Raw genomic sequence first — 25,462 nt, 5'->3', positions numbered from 1 at the left:
GCCGGCACCGAGGTCGGCGCCACCTCGACATGCAGTGAGCGCAGGGTCGCGGGGTCCAGCGCCAACCAGGCGTCGTCGACCCCAATGATGCGTCCCCCGCCGGGGGTGCGGCGCCCGGCGACGATCGAGGCTCCCCGTCGCACGCCGAGTTCGGCCAGTCGACGCACCGCGGCGGCATTGCCCTGGGTCTGCTCGACGCAGGTGATCCGGGCGCTGCTGCCGACCTGGCAGCGATGCAGGTCGAGACATCCTGCGCAGGTGGTGTCACGGACTGGCATGGACGGGCTCGGCATGGTGCCCACGCTACGCCGGGGGTTAGGACAGCCTTGGCTTGGGTCCCGCTATTTGCCTCGCTCGCCGGGCAGGTCAGTCGATGTCGTTGAGCAGCTCACTCGACATCTGGGACGCCTCGCGGACGGCCTGGTTCATGGACTCCTGGCTGACGCCCTGGGGAGTGGCGCTCGGGAAGATCGCGGCGGTCACGAAGGCAGCCCTGGTGCCCACGGCGGCGAAGATGGTGATCTCGATGGCCTTGCCGTCGGCGTCGGTGGCGGCCAGTCCGCAGGTGTGGGCATTGTCGGAATGCGAGGCGCCCTGGGTGCGGGTGACCGTGCCGTGGCGCTCGTAGCGGTCGCCGAGTTCGTCCTGGGCCTCGACGCACAGCTCCGCGGGGGTGTCGTCGTCCACGTCGTCGGTGGTCAGCAGCAGTTGTCCGCCGGTGGCGGCATGGTCGAGGGTGTGGCGGCGGCCGTCGTCCTGGTCGGTGACGTTGGTGACCACCCAGCCCGGGGCCAGGGTCAGCGTGATGCCATGGCTGGCGTCCAGGTCACCCGACTCGGTGGTCACTGGTGGGGTGGCCGCGGGCGAGGTGGCGGGGGTGGTCCCGGGCGACGTCGTGCTGGCTCGGGTCGTGCTGGTCGCCGTCGCGCTCGGGTCGGGGAGCCCCGTGGTGCCGATGGCCGATGGTGCCGGCGTGGTATTCGACCCCACGGTGACGGCCGAGTTCGTCGGTTTCTCGGTGGAGTTGTCGTCACCGCTGCAACCGGCCAGCACCAGGGCGGCGGTCAGCACTGTTGCGGCGAGCGTCGTGCGCCAAGGTGTCCCCATCATGTCCATTCGCCCACCCTATGAGGTCCGCGCCGGACCCGTCCGGTCCGCGCCGGGCGCGTCCGATGGTGAGCTGCACCACAGGCCACCCCGGTGTGAGGCGCGGGAATCAGCCTGCCTAGAGTGATTTCCATGTCAATGGTGTTGGTGGGATACGGAACACGCGGCGGTGCTGCCAAGGACGTCGCACATGCCATCGCGTCCGGTCTGGAGCGTGAGGGCCACATTGTCCGCGTGGCCGACCTGAAGCAGCCGACCACCCTCGACGGAGTCGATGCCGTCGTCGTCGGCAGCGGCATCCAGGCTGGTGTGTTCTACAGCGAAGTCCTGGGATGGCTCGACAAGTTCGCCGACGAGTTGGCCGGGCGTCCGGTGGCCGTGTTCAACGTCTGCCTCACCGCCAGCGACCCGACCAAGCACGAGGCCGCGCTGGCCTACAACACCACCGCCGCGGGCAAGGTCGCCACTCTTCTCTCGCAGGAGGCGTTCGCCGGCCGCTACGTGCCCGAAAAGGTGGCCTGGTGGAAGCGCGTGCTGCTCCGGGGCATCAACAAGGACCGGGCCCAGGACCACGTGAACTCCGAACTCGCCAAGGCGTGGGGCGCTGAACTCGCCGGTCTGATCTGACCTGGTCGTCCACCCGGCCCGAGCGTGGGGTGAGGTGTGTCACGCTGTCGCTAGGCTCTGCCCTGACCATCATGCAGACAGGAGCCGGTGATGACCGCATGGCGCATACGCGACTTCCAGCCCGCCGACCTGGAGGCCCTGCTGCTGCTGTGGAATCAGCACTTGGCCACCGGAAGCCAGCCCGTCTATGCCCTCAGCGAAGTCGTTGCTTCGGCGCGTGAGGACACTGCGGTGGTCGCGGCCGTCGGCGACGAGGTGATCGGCGTCGTGGTGGGTCGTCCTGCCCACGACCAGGGCTGGGTGGTCTTCATTGCCACCGACGAGAAGTGGCGTCGGCGTGGGGTCGCCGGCAGCCTGCTGGCCGCACTGGAACAACGATTGGCGCCGCTGGGGCTGCAACGCCTGTCCATCCTGGTGCCCGACGAGCAGGAACACGTCGGTGCCCTGCTCAAGAGCGGCTTTGCCGACAAGCGGAACCTGCGGTTCTTCGAGCGTGACATTCCCGTCAAGCAGGAGGAGATCGCGCTGTTGCGTGAGCTGGGCGGCAGGGTGCTCTCTCGGGATCGATGGTCGAGGATCGGCGGCATGCAGCGTGAAAAGGACATCCTGGAACGTCGACTGGTGCTGCCGTTGGCATCGCCCGAGCTGGCGGAGAGCTATGGCGTCGTGCCGCCACGGGCAATTGTCCTGTTCGGCCCGCCGGGGACGGGCAAGACCACCTTCGCCAAGGCCATCGCCTCGCGCCTGGAGTGGCCCTTCGTCGAGATCTTCCCCAGCCGACTCGCGGCCAGTGAACGGGGACTGGCCGGGGAGTTGAGGGAGACGTTCGCCCAGGTCGAGCGGCTGGAGCATGTCGTCGTCTTCATTGACGAGGTGGAGGAGATCGCCTCCCACCGGGGTGGGGAACCGCCCTCGCCCACCCAGGGAGTCACCAACGAGTTGCTGAAGATCATCCCCGCCTTCCGGGATCGTCCCGGTCGCCTGCTGATCTGCGCCACGAACTTCATTCGCGGACTGGACCATGCCTTCTTGCGTCATGGACGGTTCGACTACGTCATCCCCATCGGGCTGCCGGACGCGCAGGCTCGCTCGGCCATCTGGTGGGGTTACCTGCCCGACTCCAGCAGGGGAGTGGTGGACGTGGACGCTCTGGTGGCACGCACCGCCGGTTTCTCCCCGGCTGACATCGAGTTTGCGGCGCGCACGGCGTCCCAGATGGCGCTGGAGCGGGCAGTGTCCAGCGCGGCTGACGGTCCCGTCGCTCCCGGCGGGCCGAGCACTGAGGACTATCTGGCGGCGATCAGCGCCACTCGGACGACGGTGTCGGCCCAGGTTGCCACTGACTTCGAGGCAGACATCGAAGCGATCGCGCGCGTCTGAGTTGTCCGGGTCGGCCGCTGCGCCGCTGACCCCGGGTTCGGGTTCGGGTCCGGGGTCGGGTCCGTGGTGGGTGGGGGCGGAGCTCGCCGGTCTGCGCTGACCTGTTGTCCGTGCAGTAGTTCGGCGGATGAATCACCCGGAGGAACGTGACGGTCGGTGCGACCGTGATTGACGGCAGGAAACGTCAGCGAACTCTTCGTTGAACGCCAGCGGGCCAAGCGCAGGGTGACCCGGGCTCTCCAGTGCCACGTGGCTGGACGTGATCGACTGTGGCGCGGGTGATGCATGCGATGAATGGCTGTATCGGGTTCTTGTCAGGCGGCATGGACGAGCGCGCAGCCTGTTGCTTTGCACCGAAATGAGTCGAGAATCCTTGGTCAAGGTATTGCGTCTTCGGTCGAACGGCGTAGAATAGAACAAAGGTTCGAGTCAACGGTGATTCGGGCGATGTTCACAGCAGAGGCGGGGTGGTCCGAATGGGATCCAGCGCAGCAGGTACCACTGGTCAACAGGCCCGTGGAATGCGATCCGGTGGTGCGAGTTTCAGTGCGGCGGGGGCGCGGCAGAAGCTGGTCGAGTTGAATGCGGCCTTCGAGGCGAAGAAGCGGGCCGAGGCCGAGCAGTTCCGCTGTTTCGCGGAGTTCGCTGACCAGTACCGCTACGTCCCCGACGAGGGTCCGGTGCTGGCCGGTACCGAGCGGCTCATGCAGTGGGGCGGTGATGGCACTCCGGGGGTGGCTGAGTTCTGCACCCTGGAGGTGGCGGCGGCGTTGCGGTTGTCGGAGGAGAAGGTCCGCGTCGAGATCGGTCTGGCCCTGGCGGTGCGGCACCGGCTGCCCCACCTGTGGGCGCGGGTGATGGCTGGTGGGCTGCGGGTGTGGCAGGCGTGCGAGGTGGCATCGGTCACCCACAAGTTGTCCTACTACCAAGCGTTGGACCTGGATGAGGAGATCGACGTCCTGGTCGAGTCGATGGCGTTCACCCGGCTGTTGGAGTTGGTCAAGGCCCGCGTCATGGACACCCTGCGCCAGGACGCCGACGATGACCACACGGCCCAATTGGCCAGGCGGCGAGTGGAGTTCGGCGAGTCCTGCCTGGGGGTGACCGACGTGACCGCGGTGGTGGATGCCGTCGATGGGACGGTGCTGGATCGCCAGCTGACCCGGTTGGCGATCCTGCTGCGCCAGGGCGGCTCGACCGAGTCGTTGGACGTGCGCCGGGCGCAGGCGTTGGGCCTGTTGGCGAACCCGGCGCGTGCCCTGCAGTTGCTGCAAGCCGCGTTGACCGACCAGTTGCCCGATCTGGACCTGGACCAGGTCTGCCCGGCCGAGGGTCAGCCGGGTCACACCTGCGGGACGGTCACCGTCGACCCGGACCGGTTGTTGCCCAAGGCCGAGGTCGTGGTCCACATCAGCGGCTCGGGTCTGGAGACCGGTGCCGGGCTGGTCCGCACCGAGGGCATGGGTCCACTGCTGGCCGGCTGGGTCAAGGACCTGCTCGGGCACACCAGGGTGACCGTCAAGCCGGTGCTGCATCCCGACAACCTGGTCCCCACCGACGCCTATGAGTGCTCCCACTGGATGCGCGAATGGGTGCAGCTGCGGAATCCGTATGAGGTGTTCCCGTTTTCCAAGAAGACCTCCCGGAGGGCCGATCTGGACCACACCATCGAGTGGGAAGCCGCCCCGACCTGGGACTCCACCCGCGACCAGTGGATCCATCAACTCGCTGGGAACGACGGGCACGGCCTTGATGGTGGGGGTGGTGGCGACGGCAGTGACGCCGATGGCAGTGGCGGTGGCGGTCGATCACACGGTCGGACCGGGCGTGAACGGGTGCCCTTGACCGGTCCCCACAACCTGGGTCCGTTGTCGCGCAAGGTGCATCGAGCGAAAACCTTCGGCGGCTGGCAACTCACCCAACCGTCCCCGGGCACCTTCCTGTGGTGCTCACCCCTGGGGTTCGGCTACCTTGTCACGCCCTCGCATTCCTGGATGATTGAGGACCCGTCGGGTCAGATCCTGCCCAAGCAACACCACCCGGCACGAACCGCCCTCGCCAGCTGAGCCCGATCAGCCAGTACCCGCCGTCACCCGGCGGGCTACTGGCATGCCGCGGACTACATCGTCGTCGCTGCGGACTACGACCCGGGTGGGTGTCGTCCGCCCGGCAGAGCCAATGCAGCTTCGGTACCGGAGAAGGGACTCGAACCCTCACGCCCTCGGGCACAGGAACCTAAATCCTGCGTGTCTACCAATTCCACCACTCCGGTCAGCGCCGACAATGCTAGCGCCCGGTGCATCCCACAGCGTGCACCCCTACGCTGTCGCCATGACTTCAGCCGACCGATGGACTCCGCCCAGCCTTGACGCAGTCCGCGAGGTGACGTTCAGCCGCAACCGGCGGGGACTGGACGGCTACGAGACCGGGGAGGTGGACGATTTCATCCAACAGGTCGCGGCGCGTATGGTCCGCGGCGAGGACCTCGGCCCACTCGTCCACCATGCCCGATTCCAGATCGTCCGCTCCGGTGGCTATGACGCAGGACAGGTGGACGATTTCCTCGACCGTCTGGTCGCGAGCTCACCCCCGGACGGCGAAGCGCCGCCGGCCAAGCAGGGCTGGTTCCGGCGGCTGTTCGGCTGAGAATCAGGCGCTGATGCCCAGGTCGCGCTGCAGCTTGGCCACGTGACCGGTGGCCTTGACGTTGTACTGGGCCAGCGCGACGGTGCCGTGACCGTCCTCGTCCACGTCGACCACGAAGGTCGACCGGATGACGCCGATGACGTCCTTGCCGTACAGCTTGCGGCTGCCCCAGGCGCCGTAGGCCTTGATGACCTCACGCTCGGGATCGGCCAGCAGCGGGAAGCCCAACTGCTCGGCCTGGGTGAAGGCGGCCAGCTTCTCGACGGTGTCTGGCGAGATGCCGATCACCGTGTAGCCGGCAGCGGCAAGGTCCTTCAGTGAGCTGCTGAAGTCGACGGCCTGAGTGGTGCACCCGGGCGTCATGGCGGCGGGGTAGAAGTAGACGATGACTTTCTGACCGGGGAAGTCGCTGAGGCTGACGGTCTTGCCATCGGCGTTCTGCAGGGCAAATTCAGGTGCGGAGGTTCCGGCTTCAAGGCGCTCGCTCATGGGTCAAACCCTATAGGCTGCCGGTGGTGAGGCGGCATTTGTCGCCCCGGTCTGACAGATGCTGCGGAGGAACGATGGCCGAGAAGAAGGACAAGCCCAAGGACACCCGAACTGCGGAGCAGATTCGACGTGACATCGCCGCTGCGCGAGCCAGGGTCTCGGCCAATGTCGAGCAGTTGGTCGAAGAGGTGCACCCGACCAGTATCAAGGACCGCGCCGTCGGGCAGGCCCGGACCTTTGCCCAGGCCGAGTTCAACTCCGCCAAGGCGACCATCAAGGACGAGGCCGGATGGCGCCTGGACCGCGTGCTCGCCGTCGGTGCCGCCGTCGCCGGGGTGGTCGCCTTCCTGCTGACCGTCCGCGCCATCGGTGGTGCACGCCAGAAGTCCATTGCCAGGAAGGCGTCCCGGGAACTCACCGTCCGCTGACCCGCAAGGCGTCTGCGAACGATCTGGTCGTTGCCTCGCGGCGTAGAGTGCCGCGAGACGTCACATGATCCATGGGGATATCACCACCGCTTGAGGTGGCTGGCGCATTGTTATCCATTCGCAACCGGTGCGTTCAACACTTGCACTCAAGAAGTTGACAGAGTGAGAGGCGCATACCGAGGGCTGCTCAGTGGGGAGCGCCCAGAAATGGAGTTGTAACCATGCGTCCACTCTCACGGATCGCCGCTGTCATCAGCGCGACCGCTCTGGCACTGGCCATCGCCGGCTGTGCCGACACCGGTGAGGACACCACCGGTGCCACCACCAAGGCCGACGCCGGTCAGATCGACTGCGCTCCCTACAAGGCCTTCGGTGATCTCACCGGCAAGGAAGTCAGCGTCTACACCTCGATTGTCGCCCCTGAGGACCAGCCTCAGATCGACTCGTACAAGCCCTTTGAGGACTGCACTGGCGCCAAGATCATCTACGAGGGCTCCAAGGAGTTCGAGGCCCAGCTGCTCGTCCGCGTGAAGGGCGGCAACGCCCCTGACATCGCCTTCGTCCCGCAGCCCGGCCTGCTGAATACCTTGGTCAAGGAGACCGGCAAGGTCGTGGAGGCCCCGGCCGAGACCGCCGCCAACGTCGACAAGAACTGGGAGAAGTCCTGGAAGGAGTACGGCTCGGTCGACGGCAAGTTCTACGCCGCCCCGCTGGGCGCGAACGTGAAGTCGTTCGTCTGGTACTCGCCCAAGATGTTCGCCGACAAGGGCTACGAAGTTCCCAAGACCTGGGCCGATTTGATGACCCTCACCGAGAAGATTGCCGCCGACGATGCCGAGGCAAAGCCCTGGTGCGCCGGCTTCGGCTCCGGTGACGCCACCGGTTGGCCGGGCACCGACTGGCTCGAGGACGTGCTGATGCGCACCTCGTCGCCCGAGAACTACGACAAGTGGGTCAAGCACGAGATTCCTTTCAACGACCCGACCGTCGTTGACGCCCTCGACAAGGTCGGCGCCATCCTGAAGGACGACAAGTACGTCAACGGCGGCTTCGGCGACGTGAAGTCGATCGCCACCACCACGTTCCAGGACGGCGGCCAGCCGATCCTGACCAACAAGTGCTACATGCACCGCCAGGCGTCCTTCTACGCCGCCAACTGGCCGGCCGGCACCAAGGTGGCCGAGGACGGCGACGTCTTCGCGTTCTACCTGCCCACCGTCGATGAGGCCAAGGGCAAGCCGGTTCTGGGTGGCGGCGAGTTCGTCGCAGCCTTCGCTGACCGTCCCGAGGTGAAGGCCTTCCAGACCTACCTGTCGTCGGCCGACTGGGCCAACGCCAAGGCCAAGGCCACCCCGGCCGGTGGCTGGGTCTCGGCCAACAAGGGTCTCGACCCTGCCAACCTGGTCTCGCCGATCGACAAGCTGTCGTTCGAGACCCTGGCCGACGAGAAGGCCGTGTTCCGCTTCGACGGCTCCGACCTGATGCCCGGCGCCGTGGGCTCGGGCACCTTCTGGAAGGGTCTGACCAACTGGATCACCGGTTCGAACACCAAGACCGAACTGGACATGATCGAGGCCTCCTGGCCCAAGTGACCCCACCCGTCCGGGGGCGGTGACGCCCGCGGGTGCGTGGAACGTCATTGAACATCGAGGCCGTGGTGGGCGGCGCGCACCGTCCACCACGGCCTCCTTCATGAAAAGGGAGGGACCCATGGATCTTGCAGACCTGGGATCAAAGTTCATTCCCATGCTGATCGCGATCGCCATCTTTGCCGCCGTGGTGGCAATCGTGATGGTGGTCGGGCACCTGATCAGCAAGGGCACCAACAAGTACGTGGAAGCCATCCAGGGCTACTGGTTCATCCTGCCGGTCATCCTGATGCTGGCGGTCGGCCTGCTGTGGCCGGGCCTGCTCACCATCCGGCAGAGCTTCGGTGGCCCGCAGGGCAACGGCGGATTCAGCCTGAGCAACTACTCGCACATCTTCACTGACGCCGGCATGCAGCTGACCCTGTTCAACACCATCGCCTGGACCGCGCTGGTGCCATTGCTGTCGACCGCCGTGGGCATGACCTACGCGATCCTGGTCGACCGTACCCGTGGTGAGGCCTTCGCCAAGGCGCTGGTCTTCCTGCCGATGGCCATCTCCATGGTGGGCGCCTCGATCATCTGGCGTTTCGTCTACGACTACCGGGGTGCTGGCCGCGACCAGGTCGGCATCCTCAACGCCGTCCTGGACGGCGTCGGCCTCGAACCGATCCAGTTCCTGCTGGTTCGACCGTGGAACACCTTCTTCCTGATCGTCGTGATGGTCTGGATCCAGGCCGGTTTTGCCATGACGATCCTGTCGGCCGCCATCAAGGCCATTCCTGACGACGTCATCGAAGCCGCAAAGATCGACGGCACGGGCGCGTGGAACCTGTTCCGCTACATCACCCTGCCCAGCATCCGAGGCTCGATGGTCGTGGTGCTGACCACGATCGGCATCGCCACCTTGAAGGTCTTCGACATCGTGCGCACCATGACCGGTGGACAGTTCGGCACCTCGGTCATCGCCAACGACTTCTACAACAACTCCTTCAGGTACAACCAGGCCGGCATCGGCGCCGCCCTGGCAGTGGTCCTGTTCGTCATGGTCATCCCGATCGTGATCTACAACGTCATCCAGTTGAGGAGGTCCTGAGATGGTTCAGCCGGTGATCAATCCTGAAACGCCGCTGCCCAGCGAGACCGACACCAGCGACCGGGTGACCGTGGACGGAGCCGTCGGGGACGACGTCGTCAGCCAGCGCGGCCGCAGGCGCAAGAGTGCCGCCGGCAATGCGGCGCGCGCGGTCACCTCGAAGTGGGCCTCGTTGGCCGCCATCGTGATCGCGATCCTGTGGACGCTGCCCACCCTGGGCCTGTTCGTCACTTCCTTCCGTACCCAGAAGGACATCAACGAGACCGGGTGGTGGTACGCCTTCGCCAAGCCCTGGTTCACCACGAAGAACTACGAACAGGCGTTGTTCGGCTCGTCGACCAGCCTGGTCGACTACTTCGTGAACTCGCTGGTGATCACGGTGCCGGCGGTGATGATTCCGTTGCTGCTGGCCACCATCGCGGCCTACGCCTTCGCCTGGATCAAGTTCCCGGGGCGTGACTTCCTGTTCGTGATGGTGTTCGCGCTGCAGGTGGTACCGCTGCAGGTCGCCCTGATTCCGCTGCTGCAGTTCTTCAACGGCACCGGCATTGACGGCTTCTGGCGGGTGTGGCTCGCCCACGGCGTCTTCGCCCTGCCGCTGGCGGTGTTCCTGCTGCACAACTTCATGAAGGACCTGCCCGGCGAGCTGCTCGAGGCGGCCCGCGTCGACGGGGCCGGCCACGTGCAGATCTTCACCCGGATCATGTTGCCGCTGCTCACCCCCGCACTGGCGAGCTTCGGCATCTTCCAGTTCCTGTGGGTCTGGAACGACCTGCTGGTGGCGCTGATCTTCCTGGGCGGCACCCGCGACGTGGCACCGCTGACGGTGCGCGTGGCCGAACTGTCGGGCACCCTGGGCAACTCCTGGCACCTGCTGGCTGCTGGCGCGTTCATCTCCATGATCGTGCCGGTGGTGGTCTTCCTGGCCCTGCAGCGCTACTTCGTCCGTGGCCTGCTGGCCGGCGGTCTGAAGGGCTGACCATCCGGAGGACTGGCTCCTCTGGTGGTTGGTGCGGCGGGTCTGCTTCGGCAGGCCCGCCGTTTCCGTCCGGGTGACGGGGGAGTGTGTGGATGGCGGGGCGTGCGGCTGCCGAGCTGCATGGACGACCAGGTGTCTGGGAAGGAGCTGGCCATCGACGAACTCGTCGGCACGCCTGATCTGGGCCGATGCCGGGTGTCCGGGAAAGACGAAGGCCCCTCCCGAAGGAGGGGCCTTACTCGTACGCCGCCCGGGACTCGAACCCGGAACCCTCTGATTAAGAGTCAGATGCTCTGCCAATTGAGCTAGCAGCGCGCGCGAGATAGAACATTACCGCGGCCTCACCCAAAAGTGAAATCGGACTGCGTGACCCACGTGACGTGGTCGCAGGGATCGCCCCGGCGACCGGACGTTGTGCCGCTGGTGCCACGAAGTCGCCTCAGATCGCCTGCCCGACCGGACGTTGTGCCGCTGGCGTCACGATGTCTTGGTGGACCGCGTCGTCCGACCGGACGTTGTGCCGCTGGTGTCACGATGTCCTGGTGCAGAGCCCCCGGGGCCGGACATTGTGCCCGTGGTGTCACGATGTCTTGGTGGACCGCGTCGTCCGACCGGACGTTGTGCCCGCTGGTGTCACGATGTCGCGTTGCAGAGCCCCGGGGCCGGACATTGTGCCGCGTGGCGTCACGATGTCCTGGTGCAGAGCCCCCGGGGCCGGACATTGTGCCGCTCGCGTCACGAAGTCGCCTCAGATCGCCTGCCCGACCGGACATTGTGCCCGTGGTGTCACGATGTCCTGGTGCAGAGCACCCGGCGACCGGACATTGTGCCGCTGGCGCCACGACGTCGCGTCGCAGCCATCGTCCGAGCACTCAGGCCCGGATGGCGGCGATCCGCTCGCTGCGCAACGCGTCGACCGAGGGCATCGGCAACGGCTCGAGGGGATGGCCGAGGGCCAGTTCGAGCAGGTGGTCGGCCAGCGCCGGGTTGCGGGCCAGCACCGGGCCGTGCGGGTAGGTGCCGATGATGTTGCCCTGGACGGCGCCCTCGAAGCCGGTGCCATCGTTGCCCACACCCTTCCGAACGCGTGCCAGCGGCTTGGCGGCCGGTCCCAGGGTGGTGTACCCGCCGTGGTTCTCGAACCCGGTGATCAGGCTGGTGCTGCCATCAGGTCTGGTCCACTCGGTCAGGATCTCCCCGACCGCCCGGGAGGGACCGCGACGGGTGCTGACGTCGAGCAGGCCCAGGCCTTCGTGGACGACGTCGTTCTCGCCGACGGTGAAACTGGTCCCGCAGATCTGGAAGCCGGCGCAGACCGCCAGCAGCACCCCGCCCGCGTCCAGTCCCCGGAACAGGTTGCCGTCGGCCGTCAGCGCCCGAACTGCCGAGATCTGGGCGAGGTCCTCGCCGCCGCCGAGCAGGTAGACCTGGGCGTCCGCGGGAATCGTGTCACCGGGCTCGCAGATCACCAGTTCGGCGTCCAGGCCGCGGCGCAGCAGGCGCTGCAGCAGCACGGTGGAATTGCCGCGGTCACCGTAGACACCCAGCAGCGACTGGTAGACCAACGCGATGGTGAACGTCATGCCAGGCCTCCGAGCTTGCGCAGCTTCTGGAACGGGGTGTAGGTGGCGACCACGTCGACGGGGTCGGGGTGGTTGATCACGCGCGTGTCCTGGAAGGCGGCCATCAGGTCCTTGACCACGCTGTGGTCGACGCCGGCGTAGTCGAGCCGCACGGCCAGGTCCTGGGCCCGGGGGCCGGTGCAGATGACGTGACGGCCGACCAGTTGTTCGAAGTCGACGTCCCACAGCCACGACAGGTCGCGGCCGTCGGCGGCGGCAGCATCGATGGGAAGGATCACCGGATCGCTGGTTGCCAACGGCAGCGACTCCGCCCAACCGGCCGGGTTCTTGGCCAGCAGCAGACGCCCCTGGGCCTGGCCAAAGGTGGCGACCGCGTAGCGTCCGGCCGGCGAGGTGACGCCGGCCATGCCGGCCAGGGCCATGCCCGGCGGAACGCCCATGACCCTGGCCGCCGCGAGGGCGCAGGCGGCATTGGCACGGTTGAAACGTCCGGGCACCTGCAGGTCCAGACGCCAGGTCTGCCCGACCGGGTCGATCACGTCGTCGCCGTCCAGGACGTAGTCGGCGTCGGGTTGGACGAGGTCTCCGGTGGGGCACGCCCACCGTCCACCCGCACGGACCAACACCGAACCGCAGGCGGGGCACAGGGTGGAGTCCTGCGTCCACGGGTCGGCGGTGTCGACCCAGATCACCCGCCGCGCGGGCTCGGCCGACCACACCACCAACGGGTCGCACGCATTCGCGACGACCACCGGCCCGGAGTCACCAGCACCAGCCAGGGCGGTGCGCCATCCCCGCCCCAGCGCATTGATCTCATGGTGGCGGTCAAGCTGGTCACGACTGAAGTTGAGCAGCACGAGCACCTCGGGGGCACCCAGGTCGATGATGGCCGGCACCACCCGCTCATCGGTCTCCACGATCGCGATCGAGGCCCGCGGATGGGTGGCCAGCGCCGAGGCAATGCCATGGTGCAGGTTGGCGCCGTCGGCGTTGGTGACCACCTCGCGCGGGTCGGCCAGCGAGGCCTGGACTGCGGCGGTCAGCAGATGGGTGGTGGTGGTCTTGCCGTTGGTGCCCGAGACGGCCGCGACCCTGCGCCCGGCCAGCAGCTTGCCCAGCGCCCTGCGGTCGACCGCCAGCAACACCTTGCCGCGGATGGAGGACCCGGAACCCCGGCCGGCGACCCGCGAGGCCAGCGCGGCACCGCTGCCGGCCAGTGCGGCGGCGTCAAGGTGCATGCGTCCCAGCAGGCCGGGACGGGGTCGGGTGAAGCGGAGTCTCGGTCGGGCCATGCCGACCATTGTGGCACGCGTGACCGTCCCCGAATCGCGACCGGGCTACGCGCTGTGTGACAACTTCGTGACGCTTGCCGGGGCGTCGACGGGGCCGCCGTAGAGTGGGCGGACACCCAACTTGGAGGTGAGGATGACTCCCACGAAGAAGTCCCAACGCGATGACCCGGGGCCCTCGGTGAAGGACCCCGAGCTGTACCAGGCGCTGCGACGCGAGGGCAACAGCAAGGAGAAGTCGGCGCGCATCTCCAACGCCGCGGCCAACACCTCACGATCCGAGGTCGGACGCCGTGGCGGCAATGCCGAGGACTACGACGACCGCACCAAGGACGAACTGATGCAGCGTGCCCGTAAACTCGACATCGCCGGTCGCTCCTCGATGAGCAAGGCCGAGCTGATCGAGGCCCTGCGTCACCACGGCTGAACGTTCAGCACGCCTTGGCGTTCAGCACTCGCTGGATCGGAACACGAACCAGCCGCTGGGCAGTTCGACGGTGATCTCGCAGTCGGGGTCGGAGCCGCGCTGCGCGTACACCGCTGCCCCCACTCCTGCGGCCGTGCTCGAACCGTTGGGCCACGGCCTGGGGATGAACGCCTCGGCCTTCTGGGCAATGGCGGCCACGTCGCAGGTCACCTCGCCCAGACGGTAACTCGGATTGCCGTGGCGATCGGTGGCCTCGTAGTCATGCCAGTTCCACACGACCAGGGCGGGGTAGTCGGGGCGCGGCAGGCTGTTCGGCAGCGGACCGCTCTTGGCCGTGGGGCAGGGGAACAGGGGGCCGCTCCACGCTGGGGCAGGAACACCCTCGGGTCGAGACGCCGTCACGGCGTTCGCAATGCTCACCACCGCCGCGATGACGACGAGCAGGACGACCGTCGCACCGATCAACGCCAGCCGGCGGGACCCGTCCAGGGGAGTGGACTCGATGGTGGTGACCGTGGCGCTGCGGCGGGCGTAGCGGCCGGTCAACGGGTCCAACTGCGGGCGCTGGGAGGCGGCGGACTGTCGCGTTCCAGCCCGCTGGCGCGTCGGCGATGACCCGGCCATGTGACCCAGATTACATCCGTGGCCCAGCCCTGGTCAGGGTGTTCTCCCACCACGTGGGCCGCACCCGCAGCCACAAAAAAGCCCGGTCACCAGGACCGGGCGATTCTTTGACGGTGGTGGGGTGCCTGAGTAGTACGTTCGGCAACTCCGCCCCCAAGACAAAAACCCTGGTCAACCGCCTAAACCGTGGGGTCTACGAGGTCTCTCGACGTCCCCAGGATACCGCTCCGAAGGACGATCGTGGCCCTGTTGTGAGGACTGTCGAGACGGCTCAAACTTTTCTCACCGCCGCCGAGGTGGACGCGCTCGTCGGCGACTACCTCGCCGGGATGAGCGTCAAGGCACTCGCCGAGAGGTACGGCATCCACCGCGCCACCGTGTTCTCGCACCTGCGTCGCCGCAACGTGCCGAGCCGCCGACCAGGGCTGGGAATCGACGAGAAGGCCGAGGCCGTGCGCCTCGCCCGAGCGGGCGTCTCGATGCGAGCGATCAGTCGCCGGATGGGCGTGGACCGCAAGGCAGTACGTGCAGCGCTGGTCGAGGCTGGACTCATCGTGGATGACACCGACGATTCGCGTCTTGACCGACTCGCCGGGTCCGATCTGACAGACTGAGGGTGTTGAGCCGAGTGAAGAGTGACCTCGGCAGCCATCCTGTTGGTGCTAACTCTGACGGATTGCCGCGTGATACTAAAGTTGTGTGCTAGAGTCCTTCGTGACGACGAAGGAGGCCCCGGTGGCTCAGCAACACGACAGCGACGACTGGCGCAGCGAGTTCCAGCCAGCAGAGCTCGCGGCACTCCGCGAACGAATCCCGACCGCGATCCAGCGCAGCCAGGATCGCTCGGCCCGCGCTCAGGCAGCATATGACGATCCCGATGGGGACCAGGACGTGTACGGGGCTGGCATGGCCCGTGGTGTGCAGAAGGAGCTCCGCACACTTCTGTCCGACCTACCTACCTATCGGGAGGCAAAGGTCCCGACGACCCGACGGATGCTGACCTTCGTCGGCAACACACTCATCTTCGCGCAACGGGTGGGCAAGCAGATGCCGCGCAACGTTCGCCGTGTTCGGCTCAGCTACTTGCCTGACTCGCGCCGTGAACTCCTCTCGAAGACGAGCAACGTCAAGTACTCGGACCCCGGGCTCTTCGACATCAGTGACGTTCTCGAAGGAGATCAGCCTGCATCGCTTGAGGATGCGCTCAGCCACGTCGAACTGGCTGTGCCTCGCACTACGCTCTTCGTTCCCTACTACAGCAGTACGCCGCAGGGTGTGGGAACGGTCTACTTCGCACCTGCGCGACTGAACGGCCGGTACCTGGAGTTTGCAGACCCCGAGCGGCTCACCTATGAGCGCACGCCTTCTTCGGTCGATGCTCCGCACACCATGTTGAAGCCTGTCGCCGGGTTCAACGGCAGCGAGCGTCCGCGTACCTCGGTGAAGCTGCGCCAGCGGCGGTCCGAGCAGGAAGGCAACTGACCCATGCCGACTGAGTACGTAGGCGACGCTGACCTAGCGGCGGTTGCCAGGATGTTTGACCCAGCGCGGCTAGCTCAGGCTCGTCGGATCAGCAAGATGTCCAAGGCTGACCTTCATCGCAAGGTTGGCGTATCGGCCGCCGCGATCGGGCAGTACGAGCGTGGAGAGGTGCGTCCCCGCGCAGAGACGGTCGCTGCCCTAGCCACGGCGCTCGGTGTTCCGCCGGGCTTCTTCGCGCTCGGGCGTCCACGCGTCCAGGTGGACATCGCTGAAGCGTCGTTCCGTCGACTCCGTTCAACGACTGTCACGCAACAGCAGCAAGCGACTGCGTATGTCGAACAAGCCTGGGAACTCAGCTGCTACCTCGAAGAGAGCGTGGAGTTCCCTGATCTAGACCTCCCTACCTGGGCGCAGGTCGACTCATCGGATGTGCCCGACCCCGTGACAGCAGCGCGAGCCATGCGTCAACACTGGATGCTCGGGACCGTGCCGATCAATCACCTCGTGTACGAGCTTGAACAGCATGGCATCCTGACAGTCTTCTTCTCCATGAAGGAAGACCTCGCACTTGACGAGAAGAGCCGGATCGACGCCTTCTCGACCACCGCACTGCCACGTCCCATGATCGTGCTGACCCCAGACAAGGCCAACGATGTTATGCGGCATCGGTTCTCGGCCGCGCACGAACTTGGACACATCGTCCTTCATCACGGCCGGCAAGGAACAGATAGCCAACTTGAGCGGCAGGCAGACATGTTCGCGGCCGAGTTCCTCACTCCTCGCGATGCGATCCGTGACCAGTTGCCTCGGCGCATCAACTTCAACCGGTACGAGGAACTTAGCCAGCTGTGGGGGGTCTCCATCAACTCTCTGATCTTCCGGTCCCGGGAGCTTGATCTTATCTCGGAGTCCACAGCCCGTCGCGCGTACATCACGCTGAATGGGATCGCTCGGCGACCTATGCCGGTTCACGACTATCCCGGCGAGCGACCCGAACTCCTGAAGTCCGCGCTTGAGCTGCTTGACCAGGCAGGTGTGCCACTGACTCAGGTCGCGGAGGACCTCCAGATGACGCCTCGTCACATACGACGGCTAGCTGGCATCGACGATCCCCAGCCCAAGCTGACGCTGGTGAAAGACCACCCAGACAACAGGAAGTAGTGGGCAGCAGTCCCATCCGAGAAAGAGGAAAGATCATGACAGAACCCAACAAGCGAGTAGTCCAGCGCCGAAGCGACGGCGACTGGGACGTACGGAAGCCAAGAGCTGATCGTGCCAGCGCCGTAACCTCCACACAGGTCGAAGGCATTCAACGCGCCCGTACGATCCTCGGCAACGACGGAGGGGGCGAGTTGCAGGTCCGTTCGCTCAAGGGGACGATCCGCGCGCAAGACACGATCGCACCTGGGAACGCCCGAGGTCATCCAAGGGGTGATCGCGGCGCACTTGTTGGCAGTCGCGTTCCTTGGATAGGCGAAGAAGAGAGAGGCTCGACGTGGAGTACCGCACCGAGGATGTCTGGGCGACGCCGCACGTCGCGGGCAAGAACGTAGTCCGTCAACTGCTGGTCCCGACGTGCGACGACATTGAGGTGTTTGAGACCGAGCCAGGCATCGAAGTGGTGAAGACACCCTTCGGACAGTGGCCTACAACGTGCACTGCTGATCTTCCGACTGATGGGCTGCTCGCGGCGAGGCTCCCTGGAGATCACTCCCCGAACGCCCAGATCGAATGGGGCGGTAGTCGAGAGGCGGCTCAGGCGAGCGAGGTCATCCAATCCTTCGAAGGTGCCATTGGGTTTACTGCGCATGACCTACCCCGCAGCCTGAGACGACCGCAGATCGCAGCGCTTCACTCCATCGTCGGTTACCAGTCGTCCGGCCTGTCTGAGCCCGGGATCGTGGTCATGCCGACAGGCACAGGCAAGACAGAGACGATGCTGGCGTGGCTCGTGGCACAACGGCCCGAACGTGTGCTGGTGGTCGTTCCCTCCACTGCACTTCGCGATCAGATAGCGAGCAAGTTCGAGACCCTGGGCATCCTTCAGGTCGAAGGCATCGTCGACCACCGCGCGTTGCGCCCCAGAGTCGGCCGGGTAGAGGGCCGGTTCACCGATGGTGCCGAAGCGAGGGCTTTCGTCGAGGCAGCGAACGTCGTCGTTGCAACACCCAACGCGATCCACGCCAACGAGCCTGACGTGCGCGCAGCCTTCTTCGAGAGCTTCACACACCTGCTCGTCGACGAGGCGCACCATGCGCCGGCTCGAACATGGACAGAGATCATCCGTGTATTCGCGAACCGGCCAACGCTTCTGTTCACGGCGACACCGTTCCGTCGCGACGGATTGACACTGCCCGGCCGCGTCATCTTCCGCTTCCCGCTACGGGAAGCTCAGAAGGAGGGATACTTCAGCACCATCGACTTCACTGCGGTACTCGATCTGGATGATGACGATGAGGCATTGGCACTCGCCGCAGTCTCGCGGCTTCGAGATGACTTGGTCGCCGGCCACGAGCATCTGCTTCTGGCACGGGTGGGGTCGAAGGCGAGGGCGGATGAAGTTCATGCGCTCTACTCACGCATCGCTCCCGAGCTCACGCCGAAGGTCATCTACGACTCGATGTCAGCACGCCGCCGAGCCGAGACGCTCAAGGCGATGCGCGACCGGACGAGCCGTGTGATTGTCTGCGTCGACATGCTTGGCGAGGGATTCGACCTACCGACGCTGAAGGTAGGGGCATTTCACGACGCACACCGATCGCTAAGCCCGATGGTGCAACTCATCGGTCGGCTCGCGAGGACATCTTCTCCACTCCCGATTGGCAGGGCGAGCGTCTACGTGCGCCAGGACCCACGTCACGCGCTCTCGCCGATGCGGTTCCTTCTTCGTGAAGACCCTGACTGGGACAAGGTGCTGAGCGACATCACCGAACGCGCCACTGAACGTGCAAACGAGGTCAGTGAGTTCGAGGCGTCGTTCGTTGACAACCCTCCGGATGTGCCAGTCGGCCTCTTGGAACCCAAGATGAGCGCCAAGGCCTTCGCGACATCCACCATCGACTGGGACCCGCTCGCAGCACGCGAAGTCTATGGAGACGCCGTGCTGGACGACCTCATCAGCGTGAACGCAGACAACACCATTGCGTGGTTCGTGGTCGAGACCATCTCGAACCTCCGATGGGGTGACATCCCGTCGCTTCGCGCCACTGACTACACCCTCCTCGCCATGTACCTTGATCGCGCGCAAGGCATCCTCTACATCCACTGTTCTGACACGAAGCACAGTCTCGACGACCTCGTCGAGGCAGTGCTCGGCCACGAGCCGAGACCACTCAACGGATACGACACCTTCAAGGTCTTCTCGAAGCTGGACAGGCTCATCCCCACCAACATCGGCCTTCTCGATGCCCGCGATCGCGACAAACGTTTCTCCATGCACGTCGGCAGTGACGTGGAGACAGCGCTCACGGAGGCTGAACGCACGCACAAGTCCAACACCCACGTCGCGGCGAAAGCGTTCGAGGAAGGCGAGCGCGTCACCATCGCAGCATCGCTCTCGGGAAGGTTCTGGTCCATGCGCACGGCGCCGAACCTTGCCGAGTGGCGCACCTGGTGCCGACAGCAAGGCGCGAAGCTGAACGACGGCAGCGTCGATATTCATTCGCTCTTCCGCTCCATGATCATCCCGACCGACGTAAGCGAACGACCAGGCTTCCCCGTCCTGGCGATGGAGTGGCCCTGGAATCTGTACCTAGGCAACGGAACATCCTCCAGACTTAGCCACAAGGACTCAAGCGTGCTCCTCACCGATGCCGAGTTCAGGATCGACGACTTTGGCACCAGCGGCCCGCTCCGCTTCTCGATCATGACTCCCGGCTGGGAGTTGGCCTACGAGGGGCAGTTCGGCTCGCACGGTCTGCACTACAGCGCAAAGGGTGATGATGCCGAGGTTATCGGCTGGCGAGACGCGAGGACGCCCTTCTCGACCTGGCTCAACAACCACAAGCCAACCCTCTTCCTGTCGGGAGATCGGATGGTAACAGGCGACGATCGGCTCCTCGCGCCACGGACCGAGCTGGCTCCATACCCGCGCGAGCAGCTCCGAGCCCTCGACTGGGTGGGCAATGGTGTTGATATCACTGTGGAATCGCAAGGGACCGACCGCAAGGCGAACTCTATTCAGGCGTACATGGCCCGATTCCTGTCGCAAGACCAGACTTTCGATATCCTCATCGACGACGACCGCGCTGGCGAAGCCGCCGACCTTGTTGGTATCCGCGTCGACAAGGGCGATCTTCTTGTCACGCTGGTGCACTGCAAGTACTCATCGAAGCCCACAGCCGGCTCACGCCTCAGCGACCTGTACGAGGTATGTGGGCAAGCGATGCGAGGTGCGCGATGGCGCGATAACGGAGCCCTTCCGTTGCTGGAGCATCTTGACCGCCGCGCCAAGGCGTACACCATGCGCACTGGTCTCAGCCCTTTTGAGATCGGCGATCGAGAAGCGCTGTTCCGCATCCGGCAGCAAGCCCCCCAACTGTTCCCCCGCATTTCGACCGTCATCGCCCAACCAGGCCTCAGCATCAAGGCATCCTCAGACGAACAGCTCAGGCTGATCGCTGGCGCAGCGTCGTACGTACAGAGCGTCACCAAAGGTAGCTTCGACGTCTACGCGTCTACATAGGTGGTCAGGCCGTTGATACTGGCCTGCTTGCTCTGGGTAACGATGAGAACGGCATCGGCGGCCACCAACGCGTTGATCGTCAGCTGGTCCAGCGAGGGCGGGCAGTCGATGAGCACCAGGTCATACCGGTCCGCCACCGTCGCCAGCGCGTCACGCAGCCGCGACTCACGCCCTGCGCCGGTCACCACGAGCTCATCGCGCACGACTCCGAGGGTCTCCCCGCTTCGGCACAGTGCACATCCTTCCAGCGGCACCCTCAGCGCCACAGATCAGATGTCACTTATCCGTGCAGCGGTCCCGGGTCGCGGTCAGCGACATGGTCCAGGGCTTACCGATCGGGACATCACCAACGTCCAGCAACACCCGCCAGACGACGCTGTGCCGGACCGAACCACTACCTCCGTTGGTTGAGCGTCAGGCTGCCACGCGCGCGAGGGCGAACATGGCGGACATCAGAACGATGAGGATGCCGGTGGCGATAGCGAGCCGATCGGCGAGTGTACGGCGCATTCAGGCCTCCTTCAGGCGAAGTTGTATCGCTCGGAGTGGTACTTGGACATCGGTACGCCCAGTGTGCTGAGGGTGGTCTCCATCGAGTCCATCATCGGGGGTGGTCCGCAGATGAAGTACTCGTGCTCGTCGTATGGCGGCGGGACGTGGCGCCGCAGGATGTCAGCGGTGATGAAGCCTCGCTCGCCGGTCCAGTCGGCGGGCGGATCGGTGAGCACGTAGACGGTGGTCAGCGCCAGCCGGCCGGCGATCTTGTCGAGTTCCTCGCGGAACGTGATCGACTCCCAGTCTGTAGCCCCGTACAGCAGGATGACAGGCCGGTTGTCGTGTCGGTCGGCCAGGGTCCGGATGATACTCATCATCGGTGTGATGCCGACACCGCCAGCGATGAGGATGTGCATGTCGGCCGGGTTTCCGATCGTGAACGCCCCATAGGGTCCGTCCACGTAGACTCGCTTGCCGACCGGAATCGTCCCAACCGTAGCGGTGAAGTCCCCTAGCCTGCGGATCGACATCTCGACCGATCCCTCGCCGGCCTCAGCGCTGCCGGAGAAGGAGAACGGGTGACCCGTGATGCGGAAGGGACCGCCCCAGACGGTGAGCCAGCCGAACTGACCGGGCTCGAAGTGGAAGCCGTCGTGCCCGTCGGGCTCCATCACGAGCGTCGTGGTGTCGCCGCGTTCAGCACGCACCTGTGTGACCGTGTAGGGCCTGCGGAGCATGAACAGCGGCCTGACGATGCGCACATAGGCGAGCAGTCCGATCCAGAACACCGTCAGAGAGATCCACAGCGCCCTCTTCCACGGATCGGCTAGGTAGAAGCCCCAGCTCACCATGTGCGCCAGGCCGGTGACCACCGCGGCGACGGCCAGGACGACATGCAGATGGTGCCACGTCTCGTAGCGCATCCGCAGACGCGCCCGCCACAGCGACGTCATCACGAGCACTAGGAGTGACACCACGGACAGCACGGCGAAGCGCGCGCGCCAGGGCGCGTCGACGAAGGTGAGGAGTCCGATCAGGTTTGGCCGGACGATGAACAGGATGACCGGATGGGCGATAACCAGGGCGACGGCGACCAACGAGAGCTGGCGGTGCAGGTGATAGAGAACGTCTTCGCCCCACGGCTCGGTCACTCGCCGGAACCGGGCAGTGAGACCGAACTGCAGTCCCATCATCGCGAGCCCGGCATAGCCGATTGCGGCGGAGAACTCGGTCCAGAAGTCCCGGGCCGGCCCGACGGTCCCTATGAGCAGAGCGAAGAGAGGCGCCAGGACGAACACCAGGTAGCCGGCTACCCAGGCGGTAGCGCGCGACGGATGGGAGCGCCTCATTGAACTGTCCTGGATCTCTCGGAGAGTTGGTTGATTATGCGGCCCCCGAGGCGGGGTCACAGTCCTAGCCTGCCGCTGACCGAGGTCGAAGTCACCATCCGCTGCCTAAAGCGACTCCTCGCCCGCGAACTCTGGGCCGCCATGCGGCCCATACGAGACGCAAGGAACCAGCTCCAGCAGGCCGCTTGACAGCTATAGGAGCATCATAGCATTTCCACAACGGGGCACTATCGCGAGGGGGCACGAGGCATGACCAAGCAAGCGAACCGGGCCGGTGACATGGTGGTCGGGGCCGACATTGTGGTCGACGCTCCGTGGTCACGGCCGCCGGACGAGGTCCTTGCGGCCGTGACTAGCCGGCGGACCGGGTTGACGGCCGAGGAGGCGGAACAGCGTCTCGAGCGCTTCGGCCCGAACCGGCTTGCGCCTGCGCAACGGCTACCGTGGTGGCGACGCGTGCTTGCACAGTTCAACGACACCCTGATCTACATCCTGCTGATCGCTGCGGCGTTCAAGGCCGTCCTCGCCGACTGGGTCGACTTCTCCGTCATCCTGGGCGTCGCGGTGATCAACGCGATCATCGGCCTGGTGCAGGAGGGACGTGCGGAACGCGCGCTGGACGCGATCAAGAACATGCTGTCGGTGCGTGCCCACGCCGTGCGTTCAGGTGCAGTGATCGATGTCGACGCGGACGTGCTGGTGCCGGGCGACGTCGTCCGGGTGCGTCCAGGGGACCGGGTGCCCGCCGACGTCCGGCTGCTGGAGTCGACCAGCCTGCAGGCGGAGGAGTCGGCGCTCACCGGGGAGTCCGTTCCGGCGTCGAAGGACGTCACCGAGGTTCGGGCCGACGCAGGTCTGGGCGACCGCCACTGCATGCTGCACTCGGGGACGCTCATCGTCGCGGGGGTCGGGACCGGAGTGGTGGTCGCCGCCGGAGAGAACACCGAGATCGGCAAGGTCCAGACGATGATCTCGGAGGTCGAAGGGGTCGATACACCGCTCACCCGGTCGCTCGACGCGCTCGGGAAGAAGCTCGCAGTCGTGATCCTGGTGATGGCTCTGGTGATGATCCTGATCGGTCGTGGGCTCCACGACTTCGGGGTCTCCGACCTCGTCAGTGCCACCATCGGGTTCGCGGTCGCTGCGGTGCCGGAAGGGCTCCCGGCCCTGGTGACGATCACGCTCGCGTTGGGCGTGCAGCAGATGGCCCGGCGGCGTGCGATCACGCGAAAGCTCCCGTCGGTCGAGACCCTGGGTGCTGTCACCACCATCTGCTCCGACAAGACCGGCACACTGACCAGGAACGAGATGACCGCGCGGGTGGTGCGCACCAGCTCGGCCCGGTTCGATGTCAGTGGACTGGGCTATGCCCCGAGCGGCGAGGTCACTCTCCGAGGTGAGCCTGTCGGCGTCGCCGATCACCCGGATCTGGCTCGCCTGGTCGAGGACATGTCGATCTGCAACGACGCCGACGTAGTCGAGGACGGGGCGCAATGGCGCCTGGTCGGCGAGCCGACCGAAGGTGCCCTGAGCGTCCTCGGCCGGAAGGCCGGATTCTCGCCCGTTGGTTGGCGACGGATCGCGGTGGTCCCGTTCGACCCGGCGACCAAGTACATGGGTGTGCTCGCAGGCGACCCGAGCGGCGCCCTCCACGTGCTCGTCAAGGGTGCGCCCGACCGGATCCTGGAGCGGTGCGACTTCCAGACCGGCCCGGCCGGCGAGCCCGAACCGCTCGACCGGGAGTTCTGGGAGGCGCAGCTCGACGAGATCGGGGCCCGAGGACTGCGGGTGCTCGCCGCCGCCCACGCCCGTCCACCCGTCGGGACCTCCACGTTGTCCCACAGCGATCTCGACGGCGGGCTGGTGCTGGCCGGGCTGGTCGGCATCGTCGATCCACCCCGCCCCGAGGCCATAGCGGCGATTGCCGACTGCAGGACGGCGGGTGTACGGGTGAAGATGATCACGGGTGACCACGCAGGCACGGCGCTCGCGATTGCCCGGGAGATGCGGATCGTGCCACCTGAGGCCGGTCGCGTCCTCACCGGCGCGGAGCTGGAGGCGATGTCTACGGAGACTCTGCGCGCCACAGTGCGCGAGGTCGACGTCTACGCCCGGACCAGCCCCGAGCACAAGCTCCGTATCGTCGCGGCGTTGCAGTTCCACGGCGAGGTCGTGGCGATGACCGGCGACGGCGTCAACGACGCACCGGCGCTGACTCGGGCGGACGTCGGGATCGCCATGGGCATTAAGGGCACCGAGGCGACGAAGGAAGCGGCGGACATCGTGCTCGCCGACGACAACTTCGCGACCATCGAACGGGCCGTAGAGGAAGGCCGGCGCATCTACGACAACGTGCGACGGTCGTTGCTGTTCCTGTTGCCCACCAACGGCGCGCAGTCGCTCGTCATCCTCGTCGCCGTGCTCTTCGGGCTGAGCCTGCCCCTACAACCCGTCCAAGTGCTCTGGATCAACATGGTCACCTCGGTGACCCTCGGCCTTGCCTTGGCGAACGAGCGAGCCGAGCACGACATCATGATCCGACCGCCACGACAAGCCCAGGAGCCGATCGTCGGGTTCGCCTCACTGGGGCGTATCGCACTCGTGGGCGCGTTGATCGGCAGCGCGACCATGGGGATGTTCTACTACGAGTACGACCGCGGCGCCTCGCTTGCGGAGGCCCAGACCACCGCCGTCACCATGCTGGCCCTCGGCCAGCTCGCCTACCTGTTCAACTGCCGGTTCCTGGACCGTTCCAGCCTGGCCTCGGCGGTGCTACGCGGCAACGCGGCCGTATGGTGGAGCGCCGGCTCCCTGATCGCGCTCCAGTTGTTGTTCTGCTACGTGCCAATTGCCCACACCTGGTTCGGCTCCGCGCCAATCGGCGCGCGTGAGTGGCTAATGACGGCAACCCTGGCACTGGTGATCTTCCTGCTCACTGAGGTGGCTAAGGCGATCAGCCGCGCACGAACCCGAACGGAGCTCTCGGTGCGATCCTCGCACGACATGCCGTCCGCCTAGATGTCAAAAATCTTGATGCAGCCCGCAGCCTCGAGCGCGTCGCGCTGAAGCTGGGCGTCCTGCGCGTTGGTCGATACCCGGGCCAGCTGAGTCACTCCTCAATGATCTCAGAAACTGTCGCAGAACTCGTCTGCGACACGGAGGGTTTTAAGACGCGTTGTGGTGTGGCTTGC

Annotated in this window: 23 protein-coding genes and 2 tRNA genes; 15 read left to right on the top strand and 10 right to left on the bottom strand. The window is 65.8% G+C overall.

What is annotated here, in order from left to right; all coding sequences use genetic code 11:
- Together IPV09_RS03615 and IPV09_RS03610 are read right to left on the bottom strand one after the other, a co-directional pair.
- Positions 1 to 293: FeoA family protein (locus IPV09_RS03615; RefSeq protein WP_207473731.1), on the bottom strand; the 293-nt coding region annotated here is incomplete at its 3' end.
- Positions 294 to 366: 73 nt separating this feature from the next.
- On the bottom strand, positions 367 to 1,110 hold the full coding sequence (locus IPV09_RS03610) for a hypothetical protein (protein WP_207473730.1): 744 nt from the start codon (positions 1,108 to 1,110) through the stop codon (positions 367 to 369).
- 129 nt (positions 1,111 to 1,239) lie between these two features.
- Between IPV09_RS03610 and IPV09_RS03605 the strand changes: the two genes are divergently transcribed.
- The 3 genes from IPV09_RS03605 (at position 1,240) to IPV09_RS03595 (ending at position 5,180) form a co-directional block, all read left to right on the top strand.
- Positions 1,240 to 1,734 carry a flavodoxin domain-containing protein gene (locus IPV09_RS03605; protein WP_207473729.1) on the top strand — a complete coding sequence of 165 codons (495 nt, stop codon included), beginning with the start codon at positions 1,240 to 1,242 and terminating at the stop codon, positions 1,732 to 1,734.
- A 90-nt stretch (positions 1,735 to 1,824) separates the two neighbouring features.
- Positions 1,825 to 3,114 carry an ATP-binding protein gene (locus IPV09_RS03600; protein WP_207473728.1) on the top strand — a complete coding sequence of 430 codons (1,290 nt, stop codon included), beginning with the start codon at positions 1,825 to 1,827 and terminating at the stop codon, positions 3,112 to 3,114.
- Positions 3,115 to 3,635: 521 nt separating this feature from the next.
- Positions 3,636 to 5,180, top strand: coding sequence for a DUF222 domain-containing protein (locus tag IPV09_RS03595; RefSeq protein ID WP_207473726.1), 1,545 nt, complete (start codon positions 3,636 to 3,638; stop codon positions 5,178 to 5,180).
- A gap of 124 nt (positions 5,181 to 5,304) precedes the next feature.
- On the opposite strand, the gene IPV09_RS03590 is transcribed toward IPV09_RS03595, so the two are convergent.
- A tRNA-Leu gene (locus IPV09_RS03590) sits at positions 5,305 to 5,386 on the bottom strand.
- A 59-nt stretch (positions 5,387 to 5,445) separates the two neighbouring features.
- Between IPV09_RS03590 and IPV09_RS03585 the strand changes: the two genes are divergently transcribed.
- Positions 5,446 to 5,760 (top strand): DivIVA domain-containing protein, encoded by a 315-nt coding sequence (locus IPV09_RS03585; protein WP_207473725.1) that lies wholly within the window; start codon positions 5,446 to 5,448, stop codon positions 5,758 to 5,760.
- Between the two features lie 3 nt (positions 5,761 to 5,763).
- Here IPV09_RS03585 and bcp read toward each other — a convergent pair whose 3' ends face one another.
- Complete coding sequence (gene bcp / locus IPV09_RS03580) at positions 5,764 to 6,249, bottom strand: thioredoxin-dependent thiol peroxidase (protein ID WP_207473724.1); 486 nt, start codon at positions 6,247 to 6,249, stop codon at positions 5,764 to 5,766.
- A gap of 74 nt (positions 6,250 to 6,323) precedes the next feature.
- Here bcp and IPV09_RS03575 point away from each other — a divergent pair, with 74 nt between their 5' ends.
- From IPV09_RS03575 to IPV09_RS03560, 4 genes are all read left to right on the top strand, one after another.
- Positions 6,324 to 6,677, top strand: a complete 354-nt coding sequence (locus IPV09_RS03575) for a DUF3618 domain-containing protein (protein ID WP_207473723.1) — start codon at positions 6,324 to 6,326, stop codon at positions 6,675 to 6,677.
- Positions 6,678 to 6,898: 221 nt separating this feature from the next.
- A complete protein-coding gene (locus IPV09_RS03570; protein ID WP_207473722.1) occupies positions 6,899 to 8,269 on the top strand; it encodes an ABC transporter substrate-binding protein in 1,371 nt (456 codons plus the stop codon).
- Positions 8,270 to 8,387: 118 nt separating this feature from the next.
- Positions 8,388 to 9,359 (top strand): carbohydrate ABC transporter permease, encoded by a 972-nt coding sequence (locus IPV09_RS03565; protein WP_207473721.1) that lies wholly within the window; start codon positions 8,388 to 8,390, stop codon positions 9,357 to 9,359.
- A 13-nt stretch (positions 9,360 to 9,372) separates the two neighbouring features.
- On the top strand, positions 9,373 to 10,338 hold the full coding sequence (locus IPV09_RS03560; protein WP_370590207.1) for a carbohydrate ABC transporter permease: 966 nt from the start codon (positions 9,373 to 9,375) through the stop codon (positions 10,336 to 10,338).
- Between the two features lie 242 nt (positions 10,339 to 10,580).
- Here IPV09_RS03560 and IPV09_RS03555 read toward each other — a convergent pair.
- The 3 genes from IPV09_RS03555 to IPV09_RS03545 form a co-directional block, all read right to left on the bottom strand.
- A tRNA-Lys gene (locus tag IPV09_RS03555) sits at positions 10,581 to 10,653 on the bottom strand.
- 557 nt (positions 10,654 to 11,210) lie between these two features.
- Complete coding sequence (locus IPV09_RS03550; RefSeq protein ID WP_207473718.1) at positions 11,211 to 11,921, bottom strand: type 1 glutamine amidotransferase; 711 nt, start codon at positions 11,919 to 11,921, stop codon at positions 11,211 to 11,213.
- Complete coding sequence (locus tag IPV09_RS03545) at positions 11,918 to 13,060, bottom strand: Mur ligase family protein (RefSeq protein WP_207473745.1); 1,143 nt, start codon at positions 13,058 to 13,060, stop codon at positions 11,918 to 11,920. Before IPV09_RS03545 ends, IPV09_RS03550 begins: the two co-directional genes overlap by 4 nt.
- Positions 13,061 to 13,346: 286 nt before the next feature.
- Here IPV09_RS03545 and IPV09_RS03540 point away from each other — a divergent pair, with 286 nt between their 5' ends.
- On the top strand, positions 13,347 to 13,637 hold the full coding sequence (locus tag IPV09_RS03540) for a Rho termination factor (RefSeq protein ID WP_207473716.1): 291 nt from the start codon (positions 13,347 to 13,349) through the stop codon (positions 13,635 to 13,637).
- Between the two features lie 21 nt (positions 13,638 to 13,658).
- Here IPV09_RS03540 and IPV09_RS03535 read toward each other — a convergent pair whose 3' ends face one another.
- On the bottom strand, positions 13,659 to 14,261 hold the full coding sequence (locus tag IPV09_RS03535; RefSeq protein WP_207473714.1) for a hypothetical protein: 603 nt from the start codon (positions 14,259 to 14,261) through the stop codon (positions 13,659 to 13,661).
- 251 nt (positions 14,262 to 14,512) lie between these two features.
- Between IPV09_RS03535 and IPV09_RS03530 the strand changes: the two genes are divergently transcribed.
- The 5 genes from IPV09_RS03530 (at position 14,513) to IPV09_RS03510 (ending at position 20,427) form a co-directional block, all read left to right on the top strand.
- Positions 14,513 to 14,875, top strand: coding sequence for a hypothetical protein (locus tag IPV09_RS03530; protein ID WP_297105145.1), 363 nt, complete (start codon positions 14,513 to 14,515; stop codon positions 14,873 to 14,875).
- Positions 14,876 to 14,975: 100 nt separating this feature from the next.
- Positions 14,976 to 15,743, top strand: coding sequence for a hypothetical protein (locus IPV09_RS03525; RefSeq protein WP_152024721.1), 768 nt, complete (start codon positions 14,976 to 14,978; stop codon positions 15,741 to 15,743).
- Positions 15,744 to 15,746: 3 nt separating this feature from the next.
- Positions 15,747 to 16,904: an ImmA/IrrE family metallo-endopeptidase gene (locus IPV09_RS03520; RefSeq protein WP_077351351.1), complete on the top strand. Its 1,158-nt coding sequence runs from the start codon at positions 15,747 to 15,749 to the stop codon at positions 16,902 to 16,904.
- 35 nt (positions 16,905 to 16,939) lie between these two features.
- Positions 16,940 to 17,296: a DUF2188 domain-containing protein gene (locus tag IPV09_RS14560; protein WP_077351349.1), complete on the top strand. Its 357-nt coding sequence runs from the start codon at positions 16,940 to 16,942 to the stop codon at positions 17,294 to 17,296.
- Positions 17,239 to 20,427, top strand: coding sequence for a DEAD/DEAH box helicase family protein (locus IPV09_RS03510; RefSeq protein ID WP_207473713.1), 3,189 nt, complete (start codon positions 17,239 to 17,241; stop codon positions 20,425 to 20,427). Before IPV09_RS14560 ends, IPV09_RS03510 begins: the two co-directional genes overlap by 58 nt.
- Here the strand turns inward: IPV09_RS03510 and IPV09_RS14120 are convergent.
- Together IPV09_RS14120 and IPV09_RS03500 are read right to left on the bottom strand one after the other, a co-directional pair.
- Positions 20,412 to 20,681, bottom strand: a complete 270-nt coding sequence (locus tag IPV09_RS14120) for a ParA family protein (protein ID WP_370590206.1) — start codon at positions 20,679 to 20,681, stop codon at positions 20,412 to 20,414. The two genes, IPV09_RS03510 and IPV09_RS14120, sit on opposite strands and share 16 nt — an antisense overlap.
- A 267-nt stretch (positions 20,682 to 20,948) precedes the next feature.
- Positions 20,949 to 22,220 (bottom strand): ferric reductase-like transmembrane domain-containing protein, encoded by a 1,272-nt coding sequence (locus IPV09_RS03500; RefSeq protein ID WP_207473709.1) that lies wholly within the window; start codon positions 22,218 to 22,220, stop codon positions 20,949 to 20,951.
- A gap of 300 nt (positions 22,221 to 22,520) precedes the next feature.
- Here IPV09_RS03500 and IPV09_RS03495 point away from each other — a divergent pair, with 300 nt between their 5' ends.
- Complete coding sequence (locus IPV09_RS03495) at positions 22,521 to 25,289, top strand: HAD-IC family P-type ATPase (protein WP_207473703.1); 2,769 nt, start codon at positions 22,521 to 22,523, stop codon at positions 25,287 to 25,289.
- Positions 25,290 to 25,462 lie beyond the last annotated feature (173 nt).

It is taken from the genome of Tessaracoccus sp. SD287 (genome assembly GCF_017355265.1).
Lineage (GTDB): Bacteria > Actinomycetota > Actinomycetes > Propionibacteriales > Propionibacteriaceae > Aestuariimicrobium.
Note: the sequence above shows the minus strand (reverse complement) of the source record. Positions and strands in the feature narration are given on the sequence as shown.